At 65.4% G+C, this 20,861-nt stretch carries 19 protein-coding genes; 16 read left to right on the top strand and 3 right to left on the bottom strand.

All coding sequences use genetic code 11. From position 1 onward, the window contains the following. Positions 1–7 precede the first annotated feature (7 nt). On the top strand, positions 8–1,162 hold the full coding sequence (locus EN846_RS05885) for an efflux RND transporter periplasmic adaptor subunit (RefSeq protein WP_127393688.1): 1,155 nt from the start codon (positions 8–10) through the stop codon (positions 1,160–1,162). A gap of 9 nt (positions 1,163–1,171) precedes the next feature. On the opposite strand, the gene EN846_RS05880 is transcribed toward EN846_RS05885, so the two are convergent. After that, positions 1,172–1,363 (bottom strand): hypothetical protein, encoded by a 192-nt coding sequence (locus tag EN846_RS05880; RefSeq protein WP_245493438.1) that lies wholly within the window; start codon positions 1,361–1,363, stop codon positions 1,172–1,174. A 111-nt stretch (positions 1,364–1,474) separates the two neighbouring features. Between EN846_RS05880 and EN846_RS05875 the strand changes: the two genes are divergently transcribed. The 5 genes from EN846_RS05875 to EN846_RS05855 all read left to right on the top strand — a co-directional run bounded on the left by EN846_RS05875 (position 1,475) and on the right by EN846_RS05855 (position 7,098). Then, positions 1,475–2,167: a GntR family transcriptional regulator gene (locus EN846_RS05875; RefSeq protein ID WP_127394051.1), complete on the top strand. Its 693-nt coding sequence runs from the start codon at positions 1,475–1,477 to the stop codon at positions 2,165–2,167. A 27-nt stretch (positions 2,168–2,194) separates the two neighbouring features. Further along, positions 2,195–3,301, top strand: a complete 1,107-nt coding sequence (locus EN846_RS05870) for a mandelate racemase/muconate lactonizing enzyme family protein (protein WP_127394050.1) — start codon at positions 2,195–2,197, stop codon at positions 3,299–3,301. 292 nt (positions 3,302–3,593) lie between these two features. Continuing rightward, the gene (locus tag EN846_RS05865) at positions 3,594–4,916 is read left to right on the top strand and encodes a homoserine dehydrogenase (protein ID WP_127287316.1); all 1,323 of its coding nucleotides are present in this window, start codon (positions 3,594–3,596) and stop codon (positions 4,914–4,916) included. Between the two features lie 19 nt (positions 4,917–4,935). Further along, positions 4,936–6,420 (top strand): FGGY family carbohydrate kinase, encoded by a 1,485-nt coding sequence (locus EN846_RS05860; protein ID WP_127393929.1) that lies wholly within the window; start codon positions 4,936–4,938, stop codon positions 6,418–6,420. A gap of 75 nt (positions 6,421–6,495) precedes the next feature. After that, positions 6,496–7,098, top strand: a complete 603-nt coding sequence (locus tag EN846_RS05855; protein ID WP_127282598.1) for a hypothetical protein — start codon at positions 6,496–6,498, stop codon at positions 7,096–7,098. Here the strand turns inward: EN846_RS05855 and EN846_RS05850 are convergent. After that, complete coding sequence (locus tag EN846_RS05850) at positions 7,088–8,050, bottom strand: sugar-binding transcriptional regulator (protein WP_127282597.1); 963 nt, start codon at positions 8,048–8,050, stop codon at positions 7,088–7,090. The two genes, EN846_RS05855 and EN846_RS05850, sit on opposite strands and share 11 nt — an antisense overlap. A 216-nt stretch (positions 8,051–8,266) precedes the next feature. On the opposite strand from EN846_RS05850, the gene EN846_RS05845 reads away from it, so the two are divergent. The 9 genes from EN846_RS05845 (at position 8,267) to EN846_RS05805 (ending at position 18,479) form a co-directional block, all read left to right on the top strand. After that, a complete protein-coding gene (locus EN846_RS05845) occupies positions 8,267–9,277 on the top strand; it encodes an ABC transporter permease (RefSeq protein WP_187331217.1) in 1,011 nt (336 codons plus the stop codon). 134 nt (positions 9,278–9,411) lie between these two features. Continuing rightward, positions 9,412–10,350 carry a sugar ABC transporter substrate-binding protein gene (locus tag EN846_RS05840; RefSeq protein WP_127282596.1) on the top strand — a complete coding sequence of 313 codons (939 nt, stop codon included), beginning with the start codon at positions 9,412–9,414 and terminating at the stop codon, positions 10,348–10,350. A gap of 21 nt (positions 10,351–10,371) precedes the next feature. Beyond that, positions 10,372–11,880, top strand: coding sequence for a sugar ABC transporter ATP-binding protein (locus tag EN846_RS05835; RefSeq protein WP_127393982.1), 1,509 nt, complete (start codon positions 10,372–10,374; stop codon positions 11,878–11,880). A gap of 131 nt (positions 11,881–12,011) precedes the next feature. Then, on the top strand, positions 12,012–12,779 hold the full coding sequence (locus tag EN846_RS05830) for an SDR family oxidoreductase (RefSeq protein ID WP_127310447.1): 768 nt from the start codon (positions 12,012–12,014) through the stop codon (positions 12,777–12,779). 8 nt (positions 12,780–12,787) lie between these two features. Then, positions 12,788–13,573, top strand: a complete 786-nt coding sequence (locus EN846_RS05825; RefSeq protein WP_127310446.1) for an SDR family oxidoreductase — start codon at positions 12,788–12,790, stop codon at positions 13,571–13,573. Between the two features lie 384 nt (positions 13,574–13,957). After that, positions 13,958–14,932 carry an ABC transporter substrate-binding protein gene (locus tag EN846_RS05820; protein ID WP_127393902.1) on the top strand — a complete coding sequence of 325 codons (975 nt, stop codon included), beginning with the start codon at positions 13,958–13,960 and terminating at the stop codon, positions 14,930–14,932. A 75-nt stretch (positions 14,933–15,007) separates the two neighbouring features. Further along, positions 15,008–16,087, top strand: coding sequence for a glycine betaine/L-proline ABC transporter ATP-binding protein (locus EN846_RS05815; RefSeq protein WP_127393903.1), 1,080 nt, complete (start codon positions 15,008–15,010; stop codon positions 16,085–16,087). Then, entirely contained in the window at positions 16,084–18,063 is a 1,980-nt protein-coding gene (locus EN846_RS05810; RefSeq protein WP_128346174.1) for an ABC transporter permease subunit, read from the top strand. Before EN846_RS05815 ends, EN846_RS05810 begins: the two co-directional genes overlap by 4 nt. Before the next feature lie 38 nt (positions 18,064–18,101). Continuing rightward, positions 18,102–18,479, top strand: coding sequence for a GFA family protein (locus EN846_RS05805; RefSeq protein WP_127392726.1), 378 nt, complete (start codon positions 18,102–18,104; stop codon positions 18,477–18,479). Between the two features lie 27 nt (positions 18,480–18,506). Here the strand turns inward: EN846_RS05805 and EN846_RS05800 are convergent, their stop codons facing one another. After that, entirely contained in the window at positions 18,507–19,865 is a 1,359-nt protein-coding gene (locus EN846_RS05800; RefSeq protein ID WP_127392725.1) for an NAD(P)/FAD-dependent oxidoreductase, read from the bottom strand. Positions 19,866–20,124: 259 nt separating this feature from the next. On the opposite strand from EN846_RS05800, the gene EN846_RS05795 reads away from it, so the two are divergent. Further along, a complete protein-coding gene (locus EN846_RS05795) occupies positions 20,125–20,847 on the top strand; it encodes an XRE family transcriptional regulator (protein WP_127282587.1) in 723 nt (240 codons plus the stop codon). Positions 20,848–20,861 lie beyond the last annotated feature (14 nt).

Genomic DNA, 20,861 nt, shown 5'->3' with positions numbered 1-20,861 from the left:
GACCAAAATGCGTAAATGGAAAATCGCTTTGGGAACGGCCGTGGCGCTCGGCGCAATTTCGATGGCCAGCGTCCATCTGCTCGACATGGGCAGCTTGAGCCTCAATGCCGGCACGGCGGGCGCAGCGCCCGCGCCGGCGGCCTTCGTGATGCCGGTGCCGGTGGTGAACGTCGTCAAGAAGACCATCCCGATCTATCTCGACTATGCCGCGCGCGTCGAGTCGATCCGCAGCATCACGCTGCAGGCCCGCGTGCCCGGCTACCTGCAGGAGCAGGCTGCCGCCGACGGCAGCGACGTCAAGCAGGGCGACCTGCTCTACCGGATCGCGCCGCAGGACTATCAGGCCGCACTCGACCAGGCGCAGGCCGAGATCGAGCGTGACACGGCGACGCTCGACTACGCGCGCTCCAATCTCGGTCGCGGCACCGAGCTCGCCAAGAGCGGCTACCTCGCCAAGGACAGCTTCGACCAGCGCACCAGCACCTTGCGCGCGGCCGAGGCGGCGCTTGCGGTCGACAGGGCGGCGCTCCGCACCGCCGAGCTCAACCTCGGCTATGCGGAGATCAAGGCGCCGTTCCCGGGGCGCATCGGCCGCAACCAGGCTTCGGTCGGCACGCTGGTCAGCGTCGCCGGCACGGTGCTCAACACGCTGGTGCAGCTCGATCCGATCTACGTCACCTTCAATCCGAGCGAGACGGATCTGGTTGAGATCGAGGCGGCCAAGGCGGCCGGCCCGATCGCCGTCGATGTTCTGTTGCCGGGTCAGACGGAACCCAGCCAGAAGGGCGAGCTCACCTTCATCGACAACACGATCGATCATTCGACCGGCACCATCACGGCGCGGGCGACGATCGGCAATGCGAAGTTCTCGTTGCTGCCCGGCCAGTATGTTCGCGTCCGGCTGCATGTGAAGGAGCAGCCCGACACGCTGATGGTCCCGCAGGTGGCGCTCGGCTCCAGCCAGCTCGGCAAGTACCTCTACGTCGTCGGCAAGGGCAATACTGTCGACCAGCGCATGGTGTCGCTCGGCCCGGTCAATGGCGACCAGGTGGCCATCCTGAGCGGCGTCGCCGAGGGCGACCAGGTGATTACCGGCAACCTGCAGAAGATCGGCCCCGGCATGCCCGTCTCGCCGCTGCCGCAACAAAAACCGGCCAGCTGATAACCCCCATCAGTCCCGGTCCCGCGGCGCCCTCGACTCCCACGTCGAGGGCGCCGTTTTGTTGAGCAAGGCGACCAGCCCGGCGATGTCGGCACGCTCGGCCTTTGCCGGCAGCATGAAGGCGCAATAGGGCTGGCCGAGGCGCACCGAGACCGACGACAGCGCGATCAGGCGGCCCGCTTCGAGATCGGCCCCGGCCATGATTGCCGCGCGGCCTGAGCCATCGACAGAAATTTCGGAATTCGCAAATTGCCCTCTTGTTAGATTGTCGACAATCTGTTTGTCTTCCGATGGTTCATCCGGAGTGGGCGCATGGCGAAGCTGGATTTCAGTCCGATCGCGGATACGACGCGCAGGGCGGAGATCGTTGCGCTGTTGCGGCGCGCCATCCTGACCGGCCAGCTGGAGCCGGGGCAGAAGCTCAACGAGCTCAGGATATCCGAACAGATGCGGGTAAGCCGCGCGCCGCTGCGCGAAGCGATGCGTGAGCTGGTCCAGGACGGCATCCTGACCAGCATTCCCTACGCCGGCACCTTCGTCATCGATGTCACCGCCAAGGACATCATCGACGCCTATTCGCTCAACAAGGTGCTCGATGAATTCGCCATCGAGTGCACCTGGCCGCTGCGCGACCAGCGCTTCTTCGACGAGCTCGACCGCCGCCACGCGACGGTCAAGCAGGCGACGCGTGCGCTCGACACCACGCGCCAGATCGAGACGGCGCTGCAATTGCATGGCCTGATCTACGAATGGGCCGACAATTCCGTGCTTTTGGAAACCTGGCAGCGCCTGACCAGCCGGCTGCAGATGTATTTCGCGCTGCACCAGCAGGCGCGCGCCGAGCCGGTGCCCGCGGAGGATGTACACGAGACCTATGTGGCGCTGCTCAAGGGCAACGACATGCGCGCCGCCCAACGCCACGCGCGCGAGCATATCGACCTCGATTTCGAAGAGCTTCTCGCCTATGCGCGCAGCCTCGAAAAGCGCGCCTCGAAAGGCGCCTGACCAATCCCGCAGACAGTGGACGACAACGTGAAGATCAAGAGCATCAAGGCCTACCATGTCGTGCAGCCCTTCGTGGACGGGCCCTACCGGATGTCGAAGGGGCGCGTCGCCGACTGCTTCGACGCGGTGATCGTCGCCATCACCTCCGACAGCGGCGTGACGGGCTGGGGCGAGATGGCGCCGCTCGGCAATTTCTACTCGGCCGCGTTTCCGGCGGGAACGCGCGCGGGCGTGCCGGAAATCGCGCCGCATCTGATCGGCCAGGATCCGCGCGGCCTTGCCGGCATCGGCCGGCTGATGGACACGGTGTTCAAGGGTCATCCCTACATCAAGTCGGCGTTCGACATGGCCTGCTGGGACCTCGCGGCACGCGCCGCGGACGTGCCGCTGGTGACGATGCTCGGTGGCCGCGAGAGCGAGACGGCGGAGCTCTACAGGGTCGTCACGCACGGCACGCTCGACCAGATGGCCGCGCTCGCCAGGCGCATCGTCGCCGAGGGCTACCAACGGCTGCAGGTCAAGGTCGGCGGCAATGTCCGCGACGACATCGAGCGCGTGACGACGGTCGCCGCCGCCGTACCAAAGGGCACGGTGATCTTCTGCGACGCCAATGCCGGCTGGACACCCTACCAGGCGCGCCAGTTCGCCGATGCGACGCGCGCCATCGACTACACGTTCGAGCAGCCCTGCACGACGCTCGACGAGAACATGTCGGTGCGCCGCATGCTCGACAAGCCGATGGTGCTCGACGAATCCGTCACCTCGCTGGAGGAGATGCTGGAAATTCACCGCCGGGGCGCGGCCGACGGGCTGACGCTGAAGATCTCGCGGCTGGGCGGCGTCACCAGGACGCGGCAGATCCGCGACGTCGCAGTCGACCTCGGCTTCATGATCACGGTCGAGGACACCGGCGGCGCAGAGATCGACACGGCCGCCATGGCGCATCTGTCGCTGTCGACGCCGGAGGAGCGGCGGCTGCACGCCATCGCCTTCCACGAATGGGTGACGGTGCGCACCGCCTCGAACAAACCGCCGGTGACCGGCAGCCGCATGGGCATCCCCGACGGGCCTGGCCTCGGGATCGACGTGGTGCCGGACCTGCTCGGCAAACCGTTCTTCGAGATCGGCGGCTGAAGATGAAGATCCGCCGCATATCGGCGACGCCGGTTCCAGGTTGAGCGCTTGTTCAGACACTCAGCACTATTCGTGCTGAAGGCGTCGATTTTGGCCAAAACGCCCGACAAAATCCCTCACGAAAGCGCCCTGCCGACATCGAAGGTCCGGCATTGCCGCTGCACCGGCGCCTGCAAATCGGATTCCCGCAGCATCTGCCCAAATGCCGGTTGAAATATTTTTCAATTGGAAATAGGAATGTTCATGATAATCATCCCGGCGCAGCGGCGCGCCAAGGACCGGAGGAAGCTACATGTCCCATCCGCAATTCGCAGCGGAACTCCTGCAGCGCGCTGAAAAGCAGGGGCCGATCATCATCGGTCTCGCCGGCGCCGGGCAGATGGGCACTGACATCGTCGTTCAGGTAGCACTTATGCCGGGCATGCGCATCGGCGCCATTTCCGAGGTGCGTCCGCAAGCGGCGATCGACGCGGCCCTGCTTGCCGGCCATGACCTCTCCGACATCGTCCAGGCGCCCAACGCCTCTGCCATCGACCGTGCCATCGAGGCCGGCAAGATCGCCGTCACCGAGGATCTGCATGCGCTTGCTGCCGCCGGCCGCATCGACGTCATCATCGACGCCACCGGGAACCCCAACATCGGCACGCTGTTCGCGCTCGAAGTGATGAAGAACGGCAAGCATATCGTCATGCTCAATGTCGAGGCCGACATCACCATCGGCCGTTTCCTGAAGGAAGAAGCGCGCAAGGCCGGGGTCGTCTACACGGGCGCCGCCGGCGACGAGCCTGCCTGCACGCTGGAGATCATCGGCTTTGCCAAGAGCCTTGGTTTCACAATAGTCGCCGCCGGCAAGGGCAAGAACAATCCGCTGAAGTTCGACGCCGTGCCGGCCGACTACGAGAAGGAGGCCAGCGAGCGCAACATGAACGCGCGCATGCTGGTCGAGTTCGTCGACGGCTCGAAGACGGCGATCGAGATGGTGGCGATCGCCAACGCCACCGGCCTGGTGCCTGACGTGCCGGGCATGCACGGCCCGACCGCGACGCTTGACGAACTCGCCAACGTGCTCTGTCCGCGCGAGGATGGCGGCGTGCTGCATCGCAAGGGCGTGGTCGACTATTCGATCGGCAAGGGCGTGGCGCCCGGCGTGTTCTGCATCATCGAGACCAGGCATCCGCGCGTGCTGGAGCGCATGATCGACCTCAAGGTCGGCAAGGGCCCCTATTTCACGATCTTCCGCCCCTATCACCTGACCAGCCTGGAAGTGCCGCTGTCGGCGGCGCGCGCCGTGGTCTACAAGCGCGCCGACATGGAGCCGCTCGACCATCCGGTGGCGGAAGCCGTGGCGGTCGCCAAGAGCAACCTCGGCGCCGGCCAGTCGCTCGGCATGATCGGCGAGAACGACTATCGCGGCTTCGCCATGACCTGGGAGGACGCGCGTGCCAGGGGCGCACTGCCGCTCGGGCTTGCCGAACGCGCCAAGGTGGTGAAGCCAGTGAAGGCCGGCGACTTCCTCACCTATGAAAACTGTGTACCCGACGATTCGATGGTGATAACCCAGATCCGCCGTCGTCTCGACCAGTCGGACGGACGGTTCGTCACCAACGCCGCCTGACATCCCGGATCTCCGCCTGATGGACGATGTCGTAATCGGGATCGACGCCTCGACGACGGCCGTGAAGGCGATCGCTTTCGCGCGGAACGGGGCGGAACTGTTCCAGGCGCGCGAAACCTACCCGCTGTCCAACCCTGCGCCCGGCCATTTCGAACAGGACGCCGAGCATTGGTGGACGGCGCTGCTTGCCGCGCTGAAGCAGGTCGCAGGCAAGGTCGGCGGTTCGCGCGTGGCGGCGATTTCCATCGCCCACCAGCGCGAGACATTCACCCTGATCGACGCTGCCGGCAAGCCGCTCATCCCGGCGATCCTGTGGCTGGACGAGCGCGCCCGTCCGCAAGTGGCGCGGCTTTCGGCCGAGCTCGGCCGCGAGGCGATCCGAGACTGGAGCGGCAAGCCGCCGGATCCGACGCCGGCGCTCTATGCGCTCGCCTGGCTTGCAGAACATCGGCCGCAGGCGCTTGGCCAGGCAGCGGCACTCGTCGACGTGCATGGCTTCTTCGTCCATCGGCTGACCGGGCGGCTGGTCACCAGCACCGCGAGCGCCGATCCCCTCGGCCTTCTCGACATCAAGACCGGTACCTGGCAGCCCCGCCTGGTCGAGGCCGCCGGGTTGCGGCCGGAGCATCTGCCGGAGCTGGTCGGGCCGGGAGAAACCTGCGGCGGGCTTTCCGAAATCATCGCATCGGCAACGGGGCTGAAGGCCGGCACGCCCATCATCGCCGGCGCCGGCGACGGCCAGGCGATGGGCCTCGGCATGGGCGTCCATGGTCCCGGCAAGAGCTATCTCTCGCTGGGCTCGGGCGTCGTCAGCGGCAGTTATTCCGGCACGGTCACGACATCGGACGCGTTCCGCACGCTGGTCTCACCGACCGGCTCCGGCTTCATGCTGGAGACGGTGCTGCGCTCGGGCATGCAGCTGGTCGACTGGATCGTGCGCACCACCGGTGCACCCTCCGCCGCCATCCTGGAGAAGGCCGCGATGGAGGTGCCCGCAGGCAGCGACGGCCTGCTGGTCATGCCGTACTGGGCCGGGGTCATGAGCCCGTACTGGGATGGTGCTGCGCGCGGCGCCATTGTCGGCCTGTCGCTCGACCATGAGCCAAGACATCTCTTCCGCGCGGTGCTGGAAGGCATCGCCTTCGAGCAGGCGATCGCCACCGATGCGATGGAGGCGCAGACCGGCAAGGCAGAGGCGATGATCGCTGCCGGCGGCGGCACCAATTCGACGTTGCTGATGCGGATCATGGCGAGCGTGCTGGAACGGCCGCTCTCCATTTCGCCGGTCAACGAGGCGGCCGCACTCGGTGCCGCCATGCTGGCGGCCTCGGCGATCGGATGGTTCGGTTCGCCGGAGGACGCCGCCAAGGCGATGGCCGCGCCACCGGCAAGACAGGTCGATCCGGTCGAGGCGCTGGTGCCGGTCTATCGCGCGCGCAAGGCAATCTACCGCGACCTCTATCATGCGACGCGCGACATCCACGCGCGGCTGGGCGCGGCATGAAATCTGTGTGAACCGACGCATATTGCGTCTTGCCCTGCTGGTGATACGCTCCCGGCGCGCGGCGGACGATTGCTCATGACGACAGCCCTTCATCATGCGGCCTGGCTTGTTGCGCTGGCGGCAATGCCCGTGCCGGCGCTTGCCGGCGACAAACCCGCGTTCGAGCTTTCGCTCGACATCGACCAGGACGGCACGATGGACCGGGCCGTGGTGATGCAGGACGATGGTCCAGCCGAGCTCTACGTCTATCTGGGGACAGGAGCGGAAAAGCCCGGTCCTTCGCGAAAACCCGACTTCGTCAGGAAAGCGCTGACCGAGGACCGCATCATCGATCTCGAAGCCAAGGGCAAGGGATCGCTGGCGATCACCTCCTGCTTCGGCTGCGGCGCCAGCAAATCGACCGAAGAGACGCTGACCGTCGTCTATCGCCACGGCCAATTCATGGTCGGCGGCTACAGCCGCAGCTGGGACTGGGGGAACCGGACGTCCGATGACACCGTCGATACGATCCAGGGCGACTGCGACATCAACTACCTCACCGGCAAGGGCACCGTCTCCAAGGACCTGGAAGAAAGCAGGCCGATCAAGGGAAATTTCAAGCCCGTGCTGCTGAAAGACTGGTCTTACGAGAGGCGCCCCAAGGTCTGTGACTTTCTAGCCGGCTGGACTAGCGACTGAGCAGGCCCTTGGCCGCGTCCTCGTCGGTGATCAGCACCGAGACCCTGGTGTTGGCAAGCGCGGCGCGCATGACGGCCACCTTGTCCTGTCCTCCCGAAACCAGGATGATCGACGGAATATCGGAGAGATCCTGCAGCGGATAGGCGCAGACGCGGCGGTTGACCTCATGGTCGACGGGGCGTCCCTCGGCGTCGATGAAGTAGCAGAGGATGTCGCCGACGGCGCCGGCCGCCTGCAATTCCTCGAGCTCGCTCGGCTTGATGAAGCCGTAATTGGCGATCGGGCTATTGCCCGAGAAGGCGCCGACGCTGAGCACGGCGATGTTGGCGCGCCGGGCGCGGAAGACAACGTCCTGGACGCTGCGCTGGCTCATGAAGGCATCGCGCTGCTCCGGCCTGTCGGCATAGACCGGCACCGGCAGCAGATAGCATTCGGCGCCGATCTTCTCGGCGAACTCCCAGGCGCTCTCGGTCGGGTTGAGCGGCTGCGCATGGGTAAGACCGCCGAGCATCGAAACCACCGTGGTCCTGGCGATTGGCCGTCGGGGCAGTTCGTTGATGGCGAACTTCAGCGTTCGGCCCCAGCCCAGCGCGATGACATCGCCGGGATTGACGTTGTCGGCCAGATAGGTTGCCGCGGCATGGCCGATCATCAGCGGCGCGTTGGTCCTGTCGGCGGCTGAAGGCACGACCACCGCCTGGCTCAAGCCAAAACGCTGCTTCAGGCTTTCCTCGAGCTGCACGCATTCGACGACGCTGTCGCGGATACGGAACTGGACCACGCCTTCCTCACGGGCGGCAGAGAGGATGCGATGCACCTTGATGCGGCCGATGCCGAGGATCTCGGAGATGCGCTCCTGGGTCAGGCCCTCGACATAATAGTGCCAGGCGGCGCGGGCCTTGAGCTCGGCATCCGGGAAGCGCGAGGCCTTCTCGTTCTCGATCACCGCCATCCTCGTGCCCCTCCGCATCTCCCTTGGCCTTCCCTAGGCCAATCCGCCGGGTGGCGCAAACCGCCGCCGAATGCGTCCGCGGCACTTGACAATTTTCTGATGAACAGATTAGCTGAACAAAATTGCATATCAAAGATAAATTGTTCACAAGGGAGGATGCCTGGTGAACAAGAGCGGACGGCAGCGCATCGCCGGTTCGCGGACGGAGGAGACAAGGTGGCTGTGAGCAATGATGCAAGCGAGCTGAAGGCCGCGGCCGGCGCGCAGGGCGCGACGGGCACGAAGTTTTCGGCGCTGTTCGCCGGAACCATGGGGCCGCTGATCGGGCTCGCGCTTCTGTGCCTGGCGCTGACGCTGACAACCGACACCTTCCTGACGGTGCGCAACATCCTCAACGTGCTCGACCAGATCACCGTGCTCGGCATCATGGCGATCGGCATGACGCTGGTCATCCTGATCGGCGGCATCGACCTTTCGGTCGGCTCGGTGCTGGCGCTGGCCGCCATGGTGATGGGCTATATCGCCCACCCCGACTATCTCAATCTCGGCGTGCCGGCGGGCGTCGTGGCGGCGCTCGTCGTCGCCGGCCTCTGCGGGCTCGTCTCGGGGCTGCTGGTGACGATGACCAAGCTGCCGCCCTTCATCGCGACGCTCGCCATGATGTCGGTGGCGCGCGGCCTCGCCAACATGATCACCGACGGCTCGCAGATCGTCGGCTTCCCCGACTGGTTCACCAACCTGTCGATCGTCCGCCATTTCGGCTTCCTGTCGGTCACCGTCGGGCTGATGATCGTGCTGGCGATCGTCTTCGCCATCTTCCTCAACTACCGCGCCACCGGCCGCAGCCTCTATGCGATCGGCGGCAGCGCCGAGGTCGCGCGGCTGTCCGGCATTCCGGTCAAATCGCTGACCAACTGGGTCTACGCGATCTGCGGCGTGCTTGCCGGTCTCGCCGGCATCGTGCTCGCCGCCCGTCTCGATTCCGTGCAGCCGAGTTCCGGCCTGGGCTACGAGCTCGACACGATCGCGGCGGTGGTCATCGGCGGCGCCAGCCTTTCGGGCGGCGTCGGTTCGATCGGCGGCACCGCGGTCGGCGTGCTGATCATCGGCGTGCTGCGCAACGGCCTCAACCTGCTCGGCGTCTCTCCCTTCATCCAGCAGGTGGTGATCGGCGTGGTGATCGCGCTTGCCGTCGCCACCGACACCTGGCGCCGCAGATCGCAGTGAGGAGCCGGGCGCAATGAGAATTCGCCCGGATCTCCGGGCGATGGACGGATCGGTCGATCCGAGACTGGGAACGTTCGGCCAAGGGGCGCCGTGGTGCGCGGGCGGAACATACTGAATATCAACGGAGGAAAAACATGCTGACCAAACGTTCACTCTTGCTCGCCGCCGCGGCCATCGTCCCGCTGCTTGGCCTGTCCGACGCGGCCTCGGCCAAGGACGCCAAGAAGCTCGGGCTGGCCGTCGCCAACCTGCAGGCCGACTTCTTCAACCAGATCAAGCAGTCGGTCGAAGCCTACGCCAAGGAGAAGGGCATCGATGTGGTCACCGTCGACGCCAAGGGCGATTCGGCGACCCAGGTCAGCCAGGTGCAGGACCTGATCACGCAGAACATCGACGCGCTGATCTACATCCCGGCCGGCGCCACCGCCGCCACCGTTCCGACCAAGACGGCGAAGGCCGCCGGCATCCCAGTGGTCAATGTCGACCGCAACGCCGACGGCGCGCCGGGCGACACCTTCATTGCCACCAACAGCGTCGCCTCGGCTCAGGGCGTGTGCGACTACATCGCCAAGCAGGCCGGCGGCAAGGGCGAGATGATCATCATCCATGGCCAGAAGGGGACGACACCGGAAGTCGACCGCTCGAAGGGCTGCGGCGAGGCGCTCAAGGCCTATCCCGACATCAAGGTGGTCGGCGAGCTGTGGAGCGAAGGCTGGCACCAAGACGAAGGCTTCAAGCTGACGCAGGACCTGCTGCAGTCGCATCCCGACGTGTCGATCATCTTCGGCCAGGCCGACGCGCTGGCGCTGGGCGCGGCACAGGCGGTCAAGGTCGCCAATCCCGGCCACAAGGTCTGGGTTGCCGGCTTCGACGGCGACGTCGCAGCGCTGAAGGCCTTGAAGGACGGCGTGTTCGACGTCACCGCCACGCAGCAGACCCAGGGCATGGGCCGGCTCGCCGTCGACGCGGCGATCAAGCTGGTGGCCAGCGAGAAGATCCCTGCCGAGCAGCTGCAGGAAGCGACGCTGACCACCAAGGACAATGTCGCGCAGTTCATCGAAAAGCATCCGTAAGGCACCCGAGACAGCGCCGCGATGTCCTCCGACCCTCGCCACAGCGAAAGCCCGCATCACGGGCTCTTCGTCAACGGGCTCTGCAAGAGCTACGGACCGGTGCAGGTCCTAGCCGATGCGAGCTTCGAGGTGCGGCCGGGCGAGGTCGTGGCGCTGCTCGGCGAGAACGGCGCCGGCAAGTCGACCGTCTCCAACATCATCGCCGGCTCGACCAAGCCGGATGCCGGCACCATCATCTGGCGGGGGAAGCCCTATTCTCCCGCCAATCCGGCCGCGGCCATCGAGGCCGGCGTCGGCATGATCCATCAGGAATTGAAGCTGCTGCCGGACCTGTCGGTGGCAGAGAACGTCTATGTCGGGCGCCTGCCGATGCGCGGCGGCCGCATCGATCGCGCGACCATGAATGCCAAGGCCTCGGCGCAGTTGAAGCGCCTCGGCCTCGACGTCTCGCCGGAGCGCAAGGTGCGCACGTTGCGCATTGCCGCCCAGCAGCAGGTCGAGATCGCCAAGGCGCTGACGCTGAACGCCGAGCTCCTGATCCTCGACGAGCCGACCGCGGCGCTCGGCGGCGAGGAGACGGAGCTGCTCTTCCAGCAGATCCGCAAGCTCAAGGCCGAGGGCATGTCCTTCATCTATATCAGCCATCGCCTCGACGAGATCGCGCAGATCGCCGACCGCGTGGTGGTGATGCGCGACGGCCGCATCGTCGCCCGGCACGAGCGTGCCGACATCCCGGTGCGCACCGTGGTCGAGCAGATGGTCGGGCGCAGCGTCGAGCGCATGTTCCCCAAGCTGTCGCCGCCGCGCGACGAAACGCTGCTCGAGGTCGAGAACCTGTCGTCGCCGGACAAGAGCTTCAACGCCGTCAGCTTCTCGGTGAAATCAGGCGAGATCCTCGGCATCGCCGGGCTGATCGGCGCCGGGCGCACGGAGCTGGTGCGGGCGATCGCCGGCGCCGACCCGATCTCTTCCGGTGCGGTGCACGTCGCCGGCAAGCCGGTGCATCTCAACGGCCCGGCCGCCGCGATCAGGGCCGGCGTCGTGCTGGTGCCGGAAGACCGCAAGGCGCAAGGCGTGGTGCTGGAGCAGACGATCGGCGAGAACCTGGCATTCGGCAATTTCGACCATGTCGCGCCGAAGGGCTGGGTGTTTCCCAAGGCAGTGCAGAAATTCGCCGAGGCCGGCATCTCCCGGCTCGGCGTCAAGGGCAAGCCCAACCAGGCGGTCTCGAAACTTTCCGGTGGCAACCAGCAGAAGGTGATCATCGCCAAATGGGTGTCACGGCCACCCAAGGTGTTCATCCTCGACGAGCCGACGCGCGGCATCGACGTCGGAGCCCGTGCCGCGATCTACGACGTCATCGCCGACCTCGCCCGCTCCGGCATGGCGGTGGTGGTGGTGAGCTCGGATCTCGAGGAGGTGCTGGGGCTCTCTCACCGCGTGCTGGTGCTGAGCCGCGGCCGCCAGCGCGGCATCCTCGAGCGCGGCGAAGCCAGCAATGTCGCGGTGATGGAGCTAGCGACAAGCTGAGATCGACGTGAGGAACCCGGGGAATCGAAACTTGGCGCAGCAGGTGATAGCCTCCCAGGCACCGGACCGCGCGGGGCGCCAACAAAGTGTTGGCGCCCTTTGATTTCGCGAAAGCCGGCAGGAGGGAACCAATGACCAAACTATTCGATCTCAGCGGCGACGTTGCGCTGGTGACGGGCGCCGGCAGCGGCATCGGCCAGGCGATCGCCATCGGCCTCGCGGAAGCCGGCGCCGATATCGCCTGCTTCGGCCACAGCTCGAAGGGCGGGCTGGAAGAGACCGCGCAGAAGATATCCGCGCTCGGTCGCAAGGCGCTGGTGCTGACTGGCTCGGTGACCTCCGAAAGCGACCTGTCGGCGGCGATCGAGCGCCTGGAGAAAGAACTCGGCGCGCTGACCATCGCCGTCAACAATGCCGGCATCGCCGGCGCCGAGCCCGCCGAGACGCTGCCGCTGGAGAAATGGCAGAAGATCTACGACGTCAATGTCAGCGGCGTGTTCCTATCTTGCCAGGCCGAGGCGCGCGTCATGCTGCCGCGCCGCAGGGGCTCGATCATCAACGTCGCCTCGATGTCGGGCTCGATCGTCAATCGCGGGCTGACGCAGGCGCACTACAATTCCTCTAAGGCGGCCGTGATCCACATGTCGAAAAGCCTCGCCATGGAGTGGGCCGACCGCGGCCTGCGCGTCAACGTCGTCAGCCCCGGCTACACGCTGACGCCGATGAACAAGCGGCCGGAGGTGGCCGAGCAGATAAAAATCTTCAAGCGCGACACGCCGATGGGCCGAATGGCGACGCCGGAAGAGATGGTCGGACCGACCGTGTTCCTGGCGGCCCGCGCCTCGAGTTTCGTCACCGGCATCGACCTCATCGTCGATGGCGGCTTCGTCTGCTGGTAGGAGAGAAGATGCAGAAGCGCTTTGAAGGAAAGACGGCGGTCGTCACGGGCGCCAGCGGCGGCATCGGCGCGGCGATGGCGAAACGCTTCGCGGCGGAGGGCGCCGCGGTCGTGGTCAGCGCCATCGATCCGCGCGTGGACGAGGTCGCGGCAGGCCTCAAGGCGGCGGGCGCGAAGGTTGCCTCGATGCGCATGGACGTCACCAGGAGGGACGAGGTCGCGGCGCTCTACGACCTCGCCGAAAAGGAATTCGGCCGCGTCGACATCTCGGTGCAGAACGCCGGCGTCATCACCATCGCCAGGATCGAAGCGATGACCGAGGCCGAGTGGGACAAGGTGCTGGCGGTGAACACCAAGGGCGTGTTCCTGTGCTGCCAGGAAGCGATCGGGCGCATGCGCAAGCATGGCGAGGGCGGCCGGCTGATCAACACCGCTTCGGGCCAGGCGCGGCAGGGTTTCATCTACACGCCGCACTATGCGGCCTCGAAATTCGGCGTCGTCGGCATCACCCAGAGCCTTGCCAAGGAAGTGGCCAAGGAGAAGATCACCGTCAACGCCATCTGCCCCGGCATCATCGACACCGACATGTGGGCCTATAACGACACCGCCTGGGGCAAGCTGCTCGGCGACTACAAGCCGGGCGAGCTGATGGCGGAGTGGGTGAAGAACATCCCGATGGGCCGTGCCGGCAGCGGCGAGGACGTCTCCGGGTTGGTCAGCTTCCTCGCCAGCAACGATGCGGCCTACATCACCGGCCAGACCATCAATGTCGATGGCGGCCTGATCATGTCCTGAGGCTGTCGGATTGCGCATCGCTCAGTGCGTTTGTGCGTTGCGCGACATGAACCTTGGTATATATAATTTCATCCTGTGAAACGGCCTCGGCTCGCCGCATGGCGCGCCGGGCCTCGATCATGGGACCCTGATGGCTCGCATGCTCAAGAGCGCCGCGCTGGCGGCGATCGAAGCGCGGATGACTGCCCCGGCAGCCATCGACGGGCGGCCATGACGCGGCCTCGCTCCGCACGGCACCTTCATCCTGGCATCATTTCACCCTTTCGCGCCGGCTTCAGTGCCGGATGGGCGCTTGCGCAGCGACCGGCTTTTCCAACACAATCATAAAAAGACCAGAAGAAGGGAACGACCGATAATCCTCTAGAGCTTGACAGGAGAACAAGCATGTCACTTCGGAGCATGATTTCGACAGCATCAATGGGAGCCCTAACGCTTGCCCTGGCAAGCGCACTGACGCCGGCAGCGCAAGCCGCCGGGCCTGAATCCAGCGATCCAATCAAGATCGCCCTGTTCGACTGGACCAGCGTCAACCTCAACGCCAAGATTCTTGGCGGCATCCTCGAAAAGCTCGGCTACACGGTCGAATACCCGACCGCAGACTACCTCTCCAGCCTGACGACCGGCCTCACCAATGGCGACCTCGATGTCGGCCTCGAATTCTGGGACACGACGGCCGGCGAAGCCATGAAGGCCTCCGACGCTACCGGACAGACGGAGCGGCTGGGCAAGCTCGGCCCGAAGGCCAAGGAAGAATGGTGGTTCCCCGAATACATGAAGGAGAAATGCCCCGGCCTGCCCAACTGGGAAGCGCTGAAGGACCCGAAATGCGCCGAGGCCTTCTCGACGGCCGAGACAACGCCGAAGGGCCGCTACCTCGGCGGCCCGGTGACCTGGGAAGGCTTTGACGACGAGCGCGTCGAGGCACTGAAACTGCCCTTCACCGTCATCCATGCCGGCACCGACGCGGCGATGTTCGCCGAGCTCGACTCCGCCTATCAGCGCAAGGCGCCGATCATGCTGTGGATCTATTCGCCGCACTGGGCGCCGGCCAAGTACAAGGGCGAGTGGGTCGAATTCCCCGAATACACGCCGGAGTGCTACACCGACCCCAAATGGGGCACCAACCCCGACGCCAAATATGACTGCGGCAAGCCGCATGGCGAAATCTGGAAATATGCGTGGGGCGGCATGAAGGAGAAATGGCCGGTCGCCTACAAGGTGGCCAAGGCCTATACGATCGACACCGACGAGCTCAACAAGATGAGCGGCGACATCGACCTCAACGGCAAGACGCCGGAAGAGGTCGCCGCCGCCTGGATCGCCGCCCACGAGGCCGACTGGAAGGCCTGGGCGCAGTGACCATTCCGACTGGAAATTGCGAGACCCGGCCGGGCATGGCCGGGTCTCTACTGCCCGTTCCAGAAGGACGAATGCATGAGCGACGCGACTGAACCGCAGGCCGCCGGCGCGCCCAGGGATGCGCGCCCGATAAAGCTTGCCTGCCGCAATGTCTGGAAGCTGTTCGGCGCCAATGCCGCGAGCTTCATCCGCGAGCGCGCCGGCAAGGCGAGCCCCGCCGACATCGCGGCGGCGGGACTGGTCGGCGCGGTACGCGCCGTCGACCTCGAGATCCGCCAGGGCGAGATCTTCATCATCATGGGGCTGTCCGGCTCAGGCAAGTCGACGCTGGTGCGCTGCATGTCGCGGCTGGTCGAGCCGAGCCATGGCAAGGTCGAATTCGAAGGCAAGGACCTGCTCAAGATTTCCGATGCGGCGCTGATCGAGCTCAGACGCCACCGCATGGGCATGGTGTTCCAGAATTTCGCGCTGCTGCCGCATCTCAACGTGCTCGACAATATCGCCTTTCCCTTGAGCATCCAGGGACAGGACCGGGCGACGCGAGAGGCCCGCGCCCGCGAGGTGATCGATCTCGTCGGCCTGCGCGGGCGCGAGCATTTCTATCCGCGCGAACTTTCCGGCGGCCAGCAGCAGCGCGTCGGCATCGCGCGCAGCCTCGCCACCAAGCCGGAGATCTGGTTCCTCGACGAGCCGTTCTCGGCGCTCGATCCGCTGATCCGCCGCGAGATGCAGGACGAATTGATGCGGCTGCAGACAATGCTGCACAAGACCATCGTCTTCATCACCCATGATTTCGACGAGGCGATCCGGCTCGCCGACCGCATCGCCATCATGAAGGATGGCGAGGTCATCCAGACCGGCACACCGGAAGAACTGGTGGTCAATCCGGCGACCGACTATGTCGCCGAGTTCACCCGCGACGTCGACCGCGCCAAGGTGATCTCGGCGAGGAGCCTGATGCGCGCTTGCGGCGGCGCCGAGCATGGCGGCACGGTCTCGCCGGAGGCGAAGATCGCCAGCTTCTCGGCCGGTATCGTCGCCGCCGGCAAGCCGTTCGCCGTCGTCAACGGCAGCGGCAAGCCGATCGGCGAAGTGACGCCGCAAGCGGTGATCGACCTGCTCGCCGGCATCGAGCGCAGCGGAGCCGGCGCATGACGGTAACGGCGAGCGCCAGCGAAGCCAGACCGCCGGTCCAGCGCTGGCTGGCGATCTGGGCGCTGGCGCTTGCCGCAGTGCTGGTCGTGTTCCTGCTCGAGGACAAAGTGCCCTGGGCGGTCAATTATCCGGCCGACGCCGTCATTCCGGTCGCCGACTGGATAGGCGGGCTGATGAAGTGGATAAAGACGAACTTCTCCTGGCTGACCCGCTCGATCACGGCGGTGCTTGGCGTGCCGCTCGACTTCGCGCTCGATCTTCTGGCCAAGAACTTCAAGGTCGGCCATGGCGCGGATGCCTTCACGCTGCCGCGCCTGTCCTGGCTCGGCGTCTGCGTTGCGGCGTTCCTCGCCGGCCGCGCCGCCGGCGGCTGGAAGTTGGGTGTGCTGGTCGGCGGCTGCTTTGCCTATGTCGCGCTGTTCGGGCAATGGACCAGCGCCATGCTGACGCTGGCGCTGATCTCGATCGCGGTGCCGTTCTGCATCGTCACCGGCCTGTTCGTCGGCATCTGGGGCTGGCGCAAGCCATGGGCCGAAAGGCTCATCGTCTCCCCTGCGCTCGATCTGATGCAGACCATCCCGACCTTCGCCTATCTGATCCCGATGCTGCTCCTGTTCGGCAACAGCCCGGTGTCGGCGATGATCGCCACCGCCATCTTCGCCACGCCGCCGATGGTCAGGGCGACGATGCTCGGCCTGCAGCGGGTGCCGTCCGAGATCGACGAGTTCAGCGAGATGGCCGGCTGCACGGCCAGGCAGAAACTGTGGCGTGTGCTTTTGCCCTCGGCGCGGCCGACGCTGATGGTCGGCGTCAACCAGGTCATCATGCTGGCGCTGAACATGGTGATCATCGCCTCGATGATCGGCGCCGGCGGCCTCGGCTATGACGTGCTCCTGGCGCTCAGGGCGCTGAAGGTCGGCGAAGCGATGGAGGCCGGCCTCGCCATCGTCGCCTTGGCCATCGCGCTCGACCGGCTGAGCCAGGCGATCGCCCACAACCACGCGATGGGCCAGACGCATCGGGCGGCGGGCCTCCATTTCTGGCGGCGCTATCCCAACCTGACACTGGCTGTCGCCGTCCTTGTCGTCACCACGCTGCTCAGCCTGTTCGTGCCCGGCTTCGCGGCGGTGCCGAAAGCGATGACGCTGACCACGGCGCCTTTGTGGAAGGCGGCTGTGAACTGGGTGACGATCAATTTCTTCGACATCATCGAGGCCTTCCGCGTGGCGCTGATCCTCAACGTGCTCAATCCGGTGCGCGCCTTCTGCGAGGGCTTCCCGTGGCTCGGCGCCGTGTTCCTGCTCGGCCTTGCCGGCTACCAGCTCGGCGGCGCGCGGCTTGCCGCGCTGGTCGCGGCACTGACCGCCTTCTGCGCGGTGACGGGCTTGTGGGAAAAGACCATGGCGACGGTCTATCTCTGCGGCATCTCGGCCTTCATCTCATGCCTGATCGGCATTCCGATCGGCTTTGCCGCCTCGCGCAGCGACCGCTTCGAGAAGATCGTCACGCCGATCATCGACACGCTGCAGGTGCTGCCGTCCTTCTGCTTCATCATCCCGGTGGTGATGCTGTTCCGCGTCGGCGACGTCACCGCGATGATCGCGACGATCGCCTTCGCGGTGGTGCCGGCGATCCGCTACACCAATCACGGCATCCGCCAGGTGCCGCCGGCGCTGATCGAGGCGGCGAAGGTTTCGGGCTGCACGCCGCGCCAGACCTTCTTCCGCGTGCAGCTGCCGCTGGCGCTGCCCGAGATCATGCTCGGCGTCAACCAGACGATCCTGATGGCCTTGGCGATGATCATCATCTGCGCCATGGTCGGTACCCGCGATCTCGGCCAGGAAGTGTTCATCGCGCTGTCCAAGGCCGATTCCGGCCGCGGCATCGTCGCGGGGCTGGCCATCGCCTTCATCGGCATCGTCGCCGACCGGCTGTTCAATGCCTGGACAGCGAAAGCCAGGGCGAGGCTCGGGTAAAGCCCCAAGCGCCGAAACCACCCAAAGGAGACAGGACCATGACCAGCCGGACGGCCAGCTGCGCCTGCGGCCAATTGCAGATCCGCTGCCCGCAGGAACCCGACATCGTTTCGCTTTGCCATTGCCTGGACTGTCAGCGGCGGACCGGCAGCCCGTTCGGGATCGCGGCCTTCTTCGATGCCGCCGCGACCGATGTCACCGGATTGTCGCGGACATTCGAGCGCAATTCCGATAGCGGATTTTCGATCGCCTTTCACTTCTGCGGAAGCTGCGGTTCGACGGTGTTCTGGTATCCGTCGCGACGGCCGGCCGCGGTCGCCGTTGCCGTCGGCTGTTTCGCCGACCCATCCTTTCCGGCGCCGACTCGATCGGTTTTCGACAAGCGCCGGCACGGCTGGGTCGCCGTGCCGGCCTGACGGCAAGCGCGCCTGGTCGCGAAAGCGTTACTCCGCCGCGACGCCCTTCACCTCGAGATAGCTCTCCATCGAGTCGTCCAGCGCCTGCAGCCAGGGCGTATGGTGCAGCGGCGCCATGGTGCCGGTCATCAGCGAGCGATAGGCGTGGTCGCGGAAGCCCATGATGTCCTCCACCTTGTGATGCTCCCACTCCATGAAGGTGTGGTTGACCGCCTCGACGTCGAAGCCCGGATAGTCGGTCTGGTCCATCAGTTCCTTGGTGTAGTCGCCCTGGAACCAGATCATCTGCTCGGCGTCTTCCAGTGTCTCCTCGCGTGCGCGCCACTTGGCGCCGTGCTCGGCCATTGCCTCGGCCGAAGGCAGCTTGATGCGGCCCATGATGACGTCGCGCGCATACCAGGCCTGCGCGTCGAACATGTTGAAAGTATAGAACTGGTCCTGCATGCCGACATAGAACAGCTTCGGGTTCTTTTCCCACACCACGCCCTCGTAGAGGTCGAGCGGCCACATGCGGTTGGCGGTCTTGAGCTTGAGGTCGTCGGTGAGGAAGGGGAAGGAATGCAAATAGCCGGTGCACAGGATGATGGCATCGACATCCTTGGTGGTGCCGTCCTTGAAATGCGCCGTCTTGCCGACGACCTTCTGCAGCAGCGGCACCTCCTTCCAGTTCTCCGGCCATTTGAAGCCCATCGGCTTCGAGCGGTAGCTGGAGGTGATCGATTTGGCGCCGTATTTGTAGCACTGCGAGCCGATGTCCTCGGCCGAATAGGAACGGCCGATGATCAATATGTCCTTGCCCTTGAATTCCATGGCGTCGCGGAAGTCGTGGCTGTGCAGGATGCGGCCGTTGAAGGTGGCGAAGCCCTCGAAGAACGGCACGTTGGGCACGGAGAAATGGCCGGAGGCGACGACGACATTGTCGAACTCTTCCGAGTAGGTGACGTCGTTGCTGCGGTCATGCGCGGTGACGGTGAATTTCTTCGTTGCGTCGGAATAGGTGACCATGCGCACCGGCGTGTTGAAACGTACCCATTTGCGCACGCCTGATTTTTCGACGCGGCCCTTGATGTAGTCCCACAAAACGGCGCGCGGCGGATAGGAGGCGATCGGCCGGCCGAAATGTTCCTCGAATGTGTAGTCGGCGAATTCGAGGCACTCCTTCGGCCCGTTCGACCAGAGATAGCGGTACATCGAGCCGTGCACCGGGTCGCCATGCTCGTCGAGGCCGGTGCGCCAGGTGTAGTTCCACAGCCCGCCCCAGTCGGACTGCTTCTCGAAGCAGACGACTTCCGGAATCCCGGCGCCCTTGTCGGCGGCTGACTTGAAGGCTCGAAGCTGTGCCAGACCGGACGGCCCGGCTCCGATGACGGCAACGCGACTGTTCATGGCGGGTCTCCCGTTCTCATTTCCCCAGCGAAACAAATTTCACTGTCAGTAACAGTAATCGCACCTCTCGTGCTGTCAACGGTCCTTCTGGCGAAAGCGCGTTCCGCGTCGGCAACTTCCGGTGAAAAACCGCCGGCGGGCTGTGAGCGGGAAAGGCAGAAATCGGCCGTGGATGGCTTGTTGCGACGATTGCGCTCGTGTACCGGCAACGAATATGTTCACCTTGAGTGAAATAATTCCGTAGAATGCAGGGGGCGACATGGCCAAGAAGGCTTCCGATCTCAAGCACGGCGCCGGCGCCGCCAAGAGCAAGCCTTCGCCGAAGGCCGTGTCGGCCGACGGGCGCACGATCCGCACGCCGCTGACCCAGAACCCGCACGCCATTCGCGACACGCGCGAGAAGGTGCTTGAAGTGGCGATCGGGCGCGAGGTGCGGGCATTCCGCAAGAAGCTCGGCATCACGGTCGCCGATCTCGCCGTCGCCACCGACATTTCGCTTGGCATGCTGTCGAAGATCGAGAACGGCATCACCTCGCCGTCGCTGACCACGCTGCAGGCGCTGTCGAGGGCCCTCGGCGTGCCGGTCACCGCCTTCTTCCGCCGCTTCGAGGAAGAGCATGCCGCGGTCTTCGTCAAGGCCGGCGAAGGCCTCGATGTCGAACGGCGCGGCACGCGCGCCGGCCACCAGTACAATCTGCTCGGCCATATCGGCTCCAACACCAGCGGCGTCGTCGTCGAGCCCTACCTGATCACGCTGACCGAGGACTCGGACGTGTTCCCGACCTTCCAGCATGCGGGCATGGAATTCCTCTATATGCTGGAGGGCGAGGTGGTGTACCGGCACGGCAACAACCTCTATCCGATGAAGCCCGGCGACAGCCTGTTCTTCGACGCCGACGCGCCGCATGGGCCCGAACAGCTAACCCGGCTGCCGATGCGGTACCTGTCGATCATCTGCTATCCGCAGAGCAGCGCTGGGTGAATGGCCAATCTCCC

The sequence above is a fragment of the Mesorhizobium sp. M4B.F.Ca.ET.203.01.1.1 genome (genome assembly GCF_004791025.1).
Classification (GTDB): domain Bacteria; phylum Pseudomonadota; class Alphaproteobacteria; order Rhizobiales; family Rhizobiaceae; genus Mesorhizobium; species Mesorhizobium abyssinicae.
This window is presented reverse-complemented; position numbering and strand designations above follow the sequence as displayed.

Excerpts from the sequence above, each read along its gene's own strand:
- EN846_RS05885 (WP_127393688.1), top strand. The coding sequence starts at position 8 with ATGCGTAAATGGAAAATCGCTTTGGGAACGGCCGTGGCGCTCGGCGCA.
- EN846_RS05880 (WP_245493438.1), bottom strand. The coding sequence starts at position 1,363 with ATGGCCGGGGCCGATCTCGAAGCGGGCCGCCTGATCGCGCTGTCGTCG.
- EN846_RS05875 (WP_127394051.1), top strand. The coding sequence starts at position 1,475 with ATGGCGAAGCTGGATTTCAGTCCGATCGCGGATACGACGCGCAGGGCG.
- EN846_RS05865 (WP_127287316.1), top strand. The coding sequence starts at position 3,594 with ATGTCCCATCCGCAATTCGCAGCGGAACTCCTGCAGCGCGCTGAAAAG.
- EN846_RS05860 (WP_127393929.1), top strand. The coding sequence starts at position 4,936 with ATGGACGATGTCGTAATCGGGATCGACGCCTCGACGACGGCCGTGAAG.
- EN846_RS05855 (WP_127282598.1), top strand. The coding sequence starts at position 6,496 with ATGACGACAGCCCTTCATCATGCGGCCTGGCTTGTTGCGCTGGCGGCA.
- EN846_RS05850 (WP_127282597.1), bottom strand. The coding sequence starts at position 8,050 with ATGGCGGTGATCGAGAACGAGAAGGCCTCGCGCTTCCCGGATGCCGAG.
- EN846_RS05840 (WP_127282596.1), top strand. The coding sequence starts at position 9,412 with ATGCTGACCAAACGTTCACTCTTGCTCGCCGCCGCGGCCATCGTCCCG.
- EN846_RS05835 (WP_127393982.1), top strand. The coding sequence starts at position 10,372 with ATGTCCTCCGACCCTCGCCACAGCGAAAGCCCGCATCACGGGCTCTTC.
- EN846_RS05830 (WP_127310447.1), top strand. The coding sequence starts at position 12,012 with ATGACCAAACTATTCGATCTCAGCGGCGACGTTGCGCTGGTGACGGGC.
- EN846_RS05825 (WP_127310446.1), top strand. The coding sequence starts at position 12,788 with ATGCAGAAGCGCTTTGAAGGAAAGACGGCGGTCGTCACGGGCGCCAGC.
- EN846_RS05820 (WP_127393902.1), top strand. The coding sequence starts at position 13,958 with ATGTCACTTCGGAGCATGATTTCGACAGCATCAATGGGAGCCCTAACG.
- EN846_RS05815 (WP_127393903.1), top strand. The coding sequence starts at position 15,008 with ATGAGCGACGCGACTGAACCGCAGGCCGCCGGCGCGCCCAGGGATGCG.
- EN846_RS05810 (WP_128346174.1), top strand. The coding sequence starts at position 16,084 with ATGACGGTAACGGCGAGCGCCAGCGAAGCCAGACCGCCGGTCCAGCGC.
- EN846_RS05805 (WP_127392726.1), top strand. The coding sequence starts at position 18,102 with ATGACCAGCCGGACGGCCAGCTGCGCCTGCGGCCAATTGCAGATCCGC.
- EN846_RS05800 (WP_127392725.1), bottom strand. The coding sequence starts at position 19,865 with ATGAACAGTCGCGTTGCCGTCATCGGAGCCGGGCCGTCCGGTCTGGCA.
- EN846_RS05795 (WP_127282587.1), top strand. The coding sequence starts at position 20,125 with ATGGCCAAGAAGGCTTCCGATCTCAAGCACGGCGCCGGCGCCGCCAAG.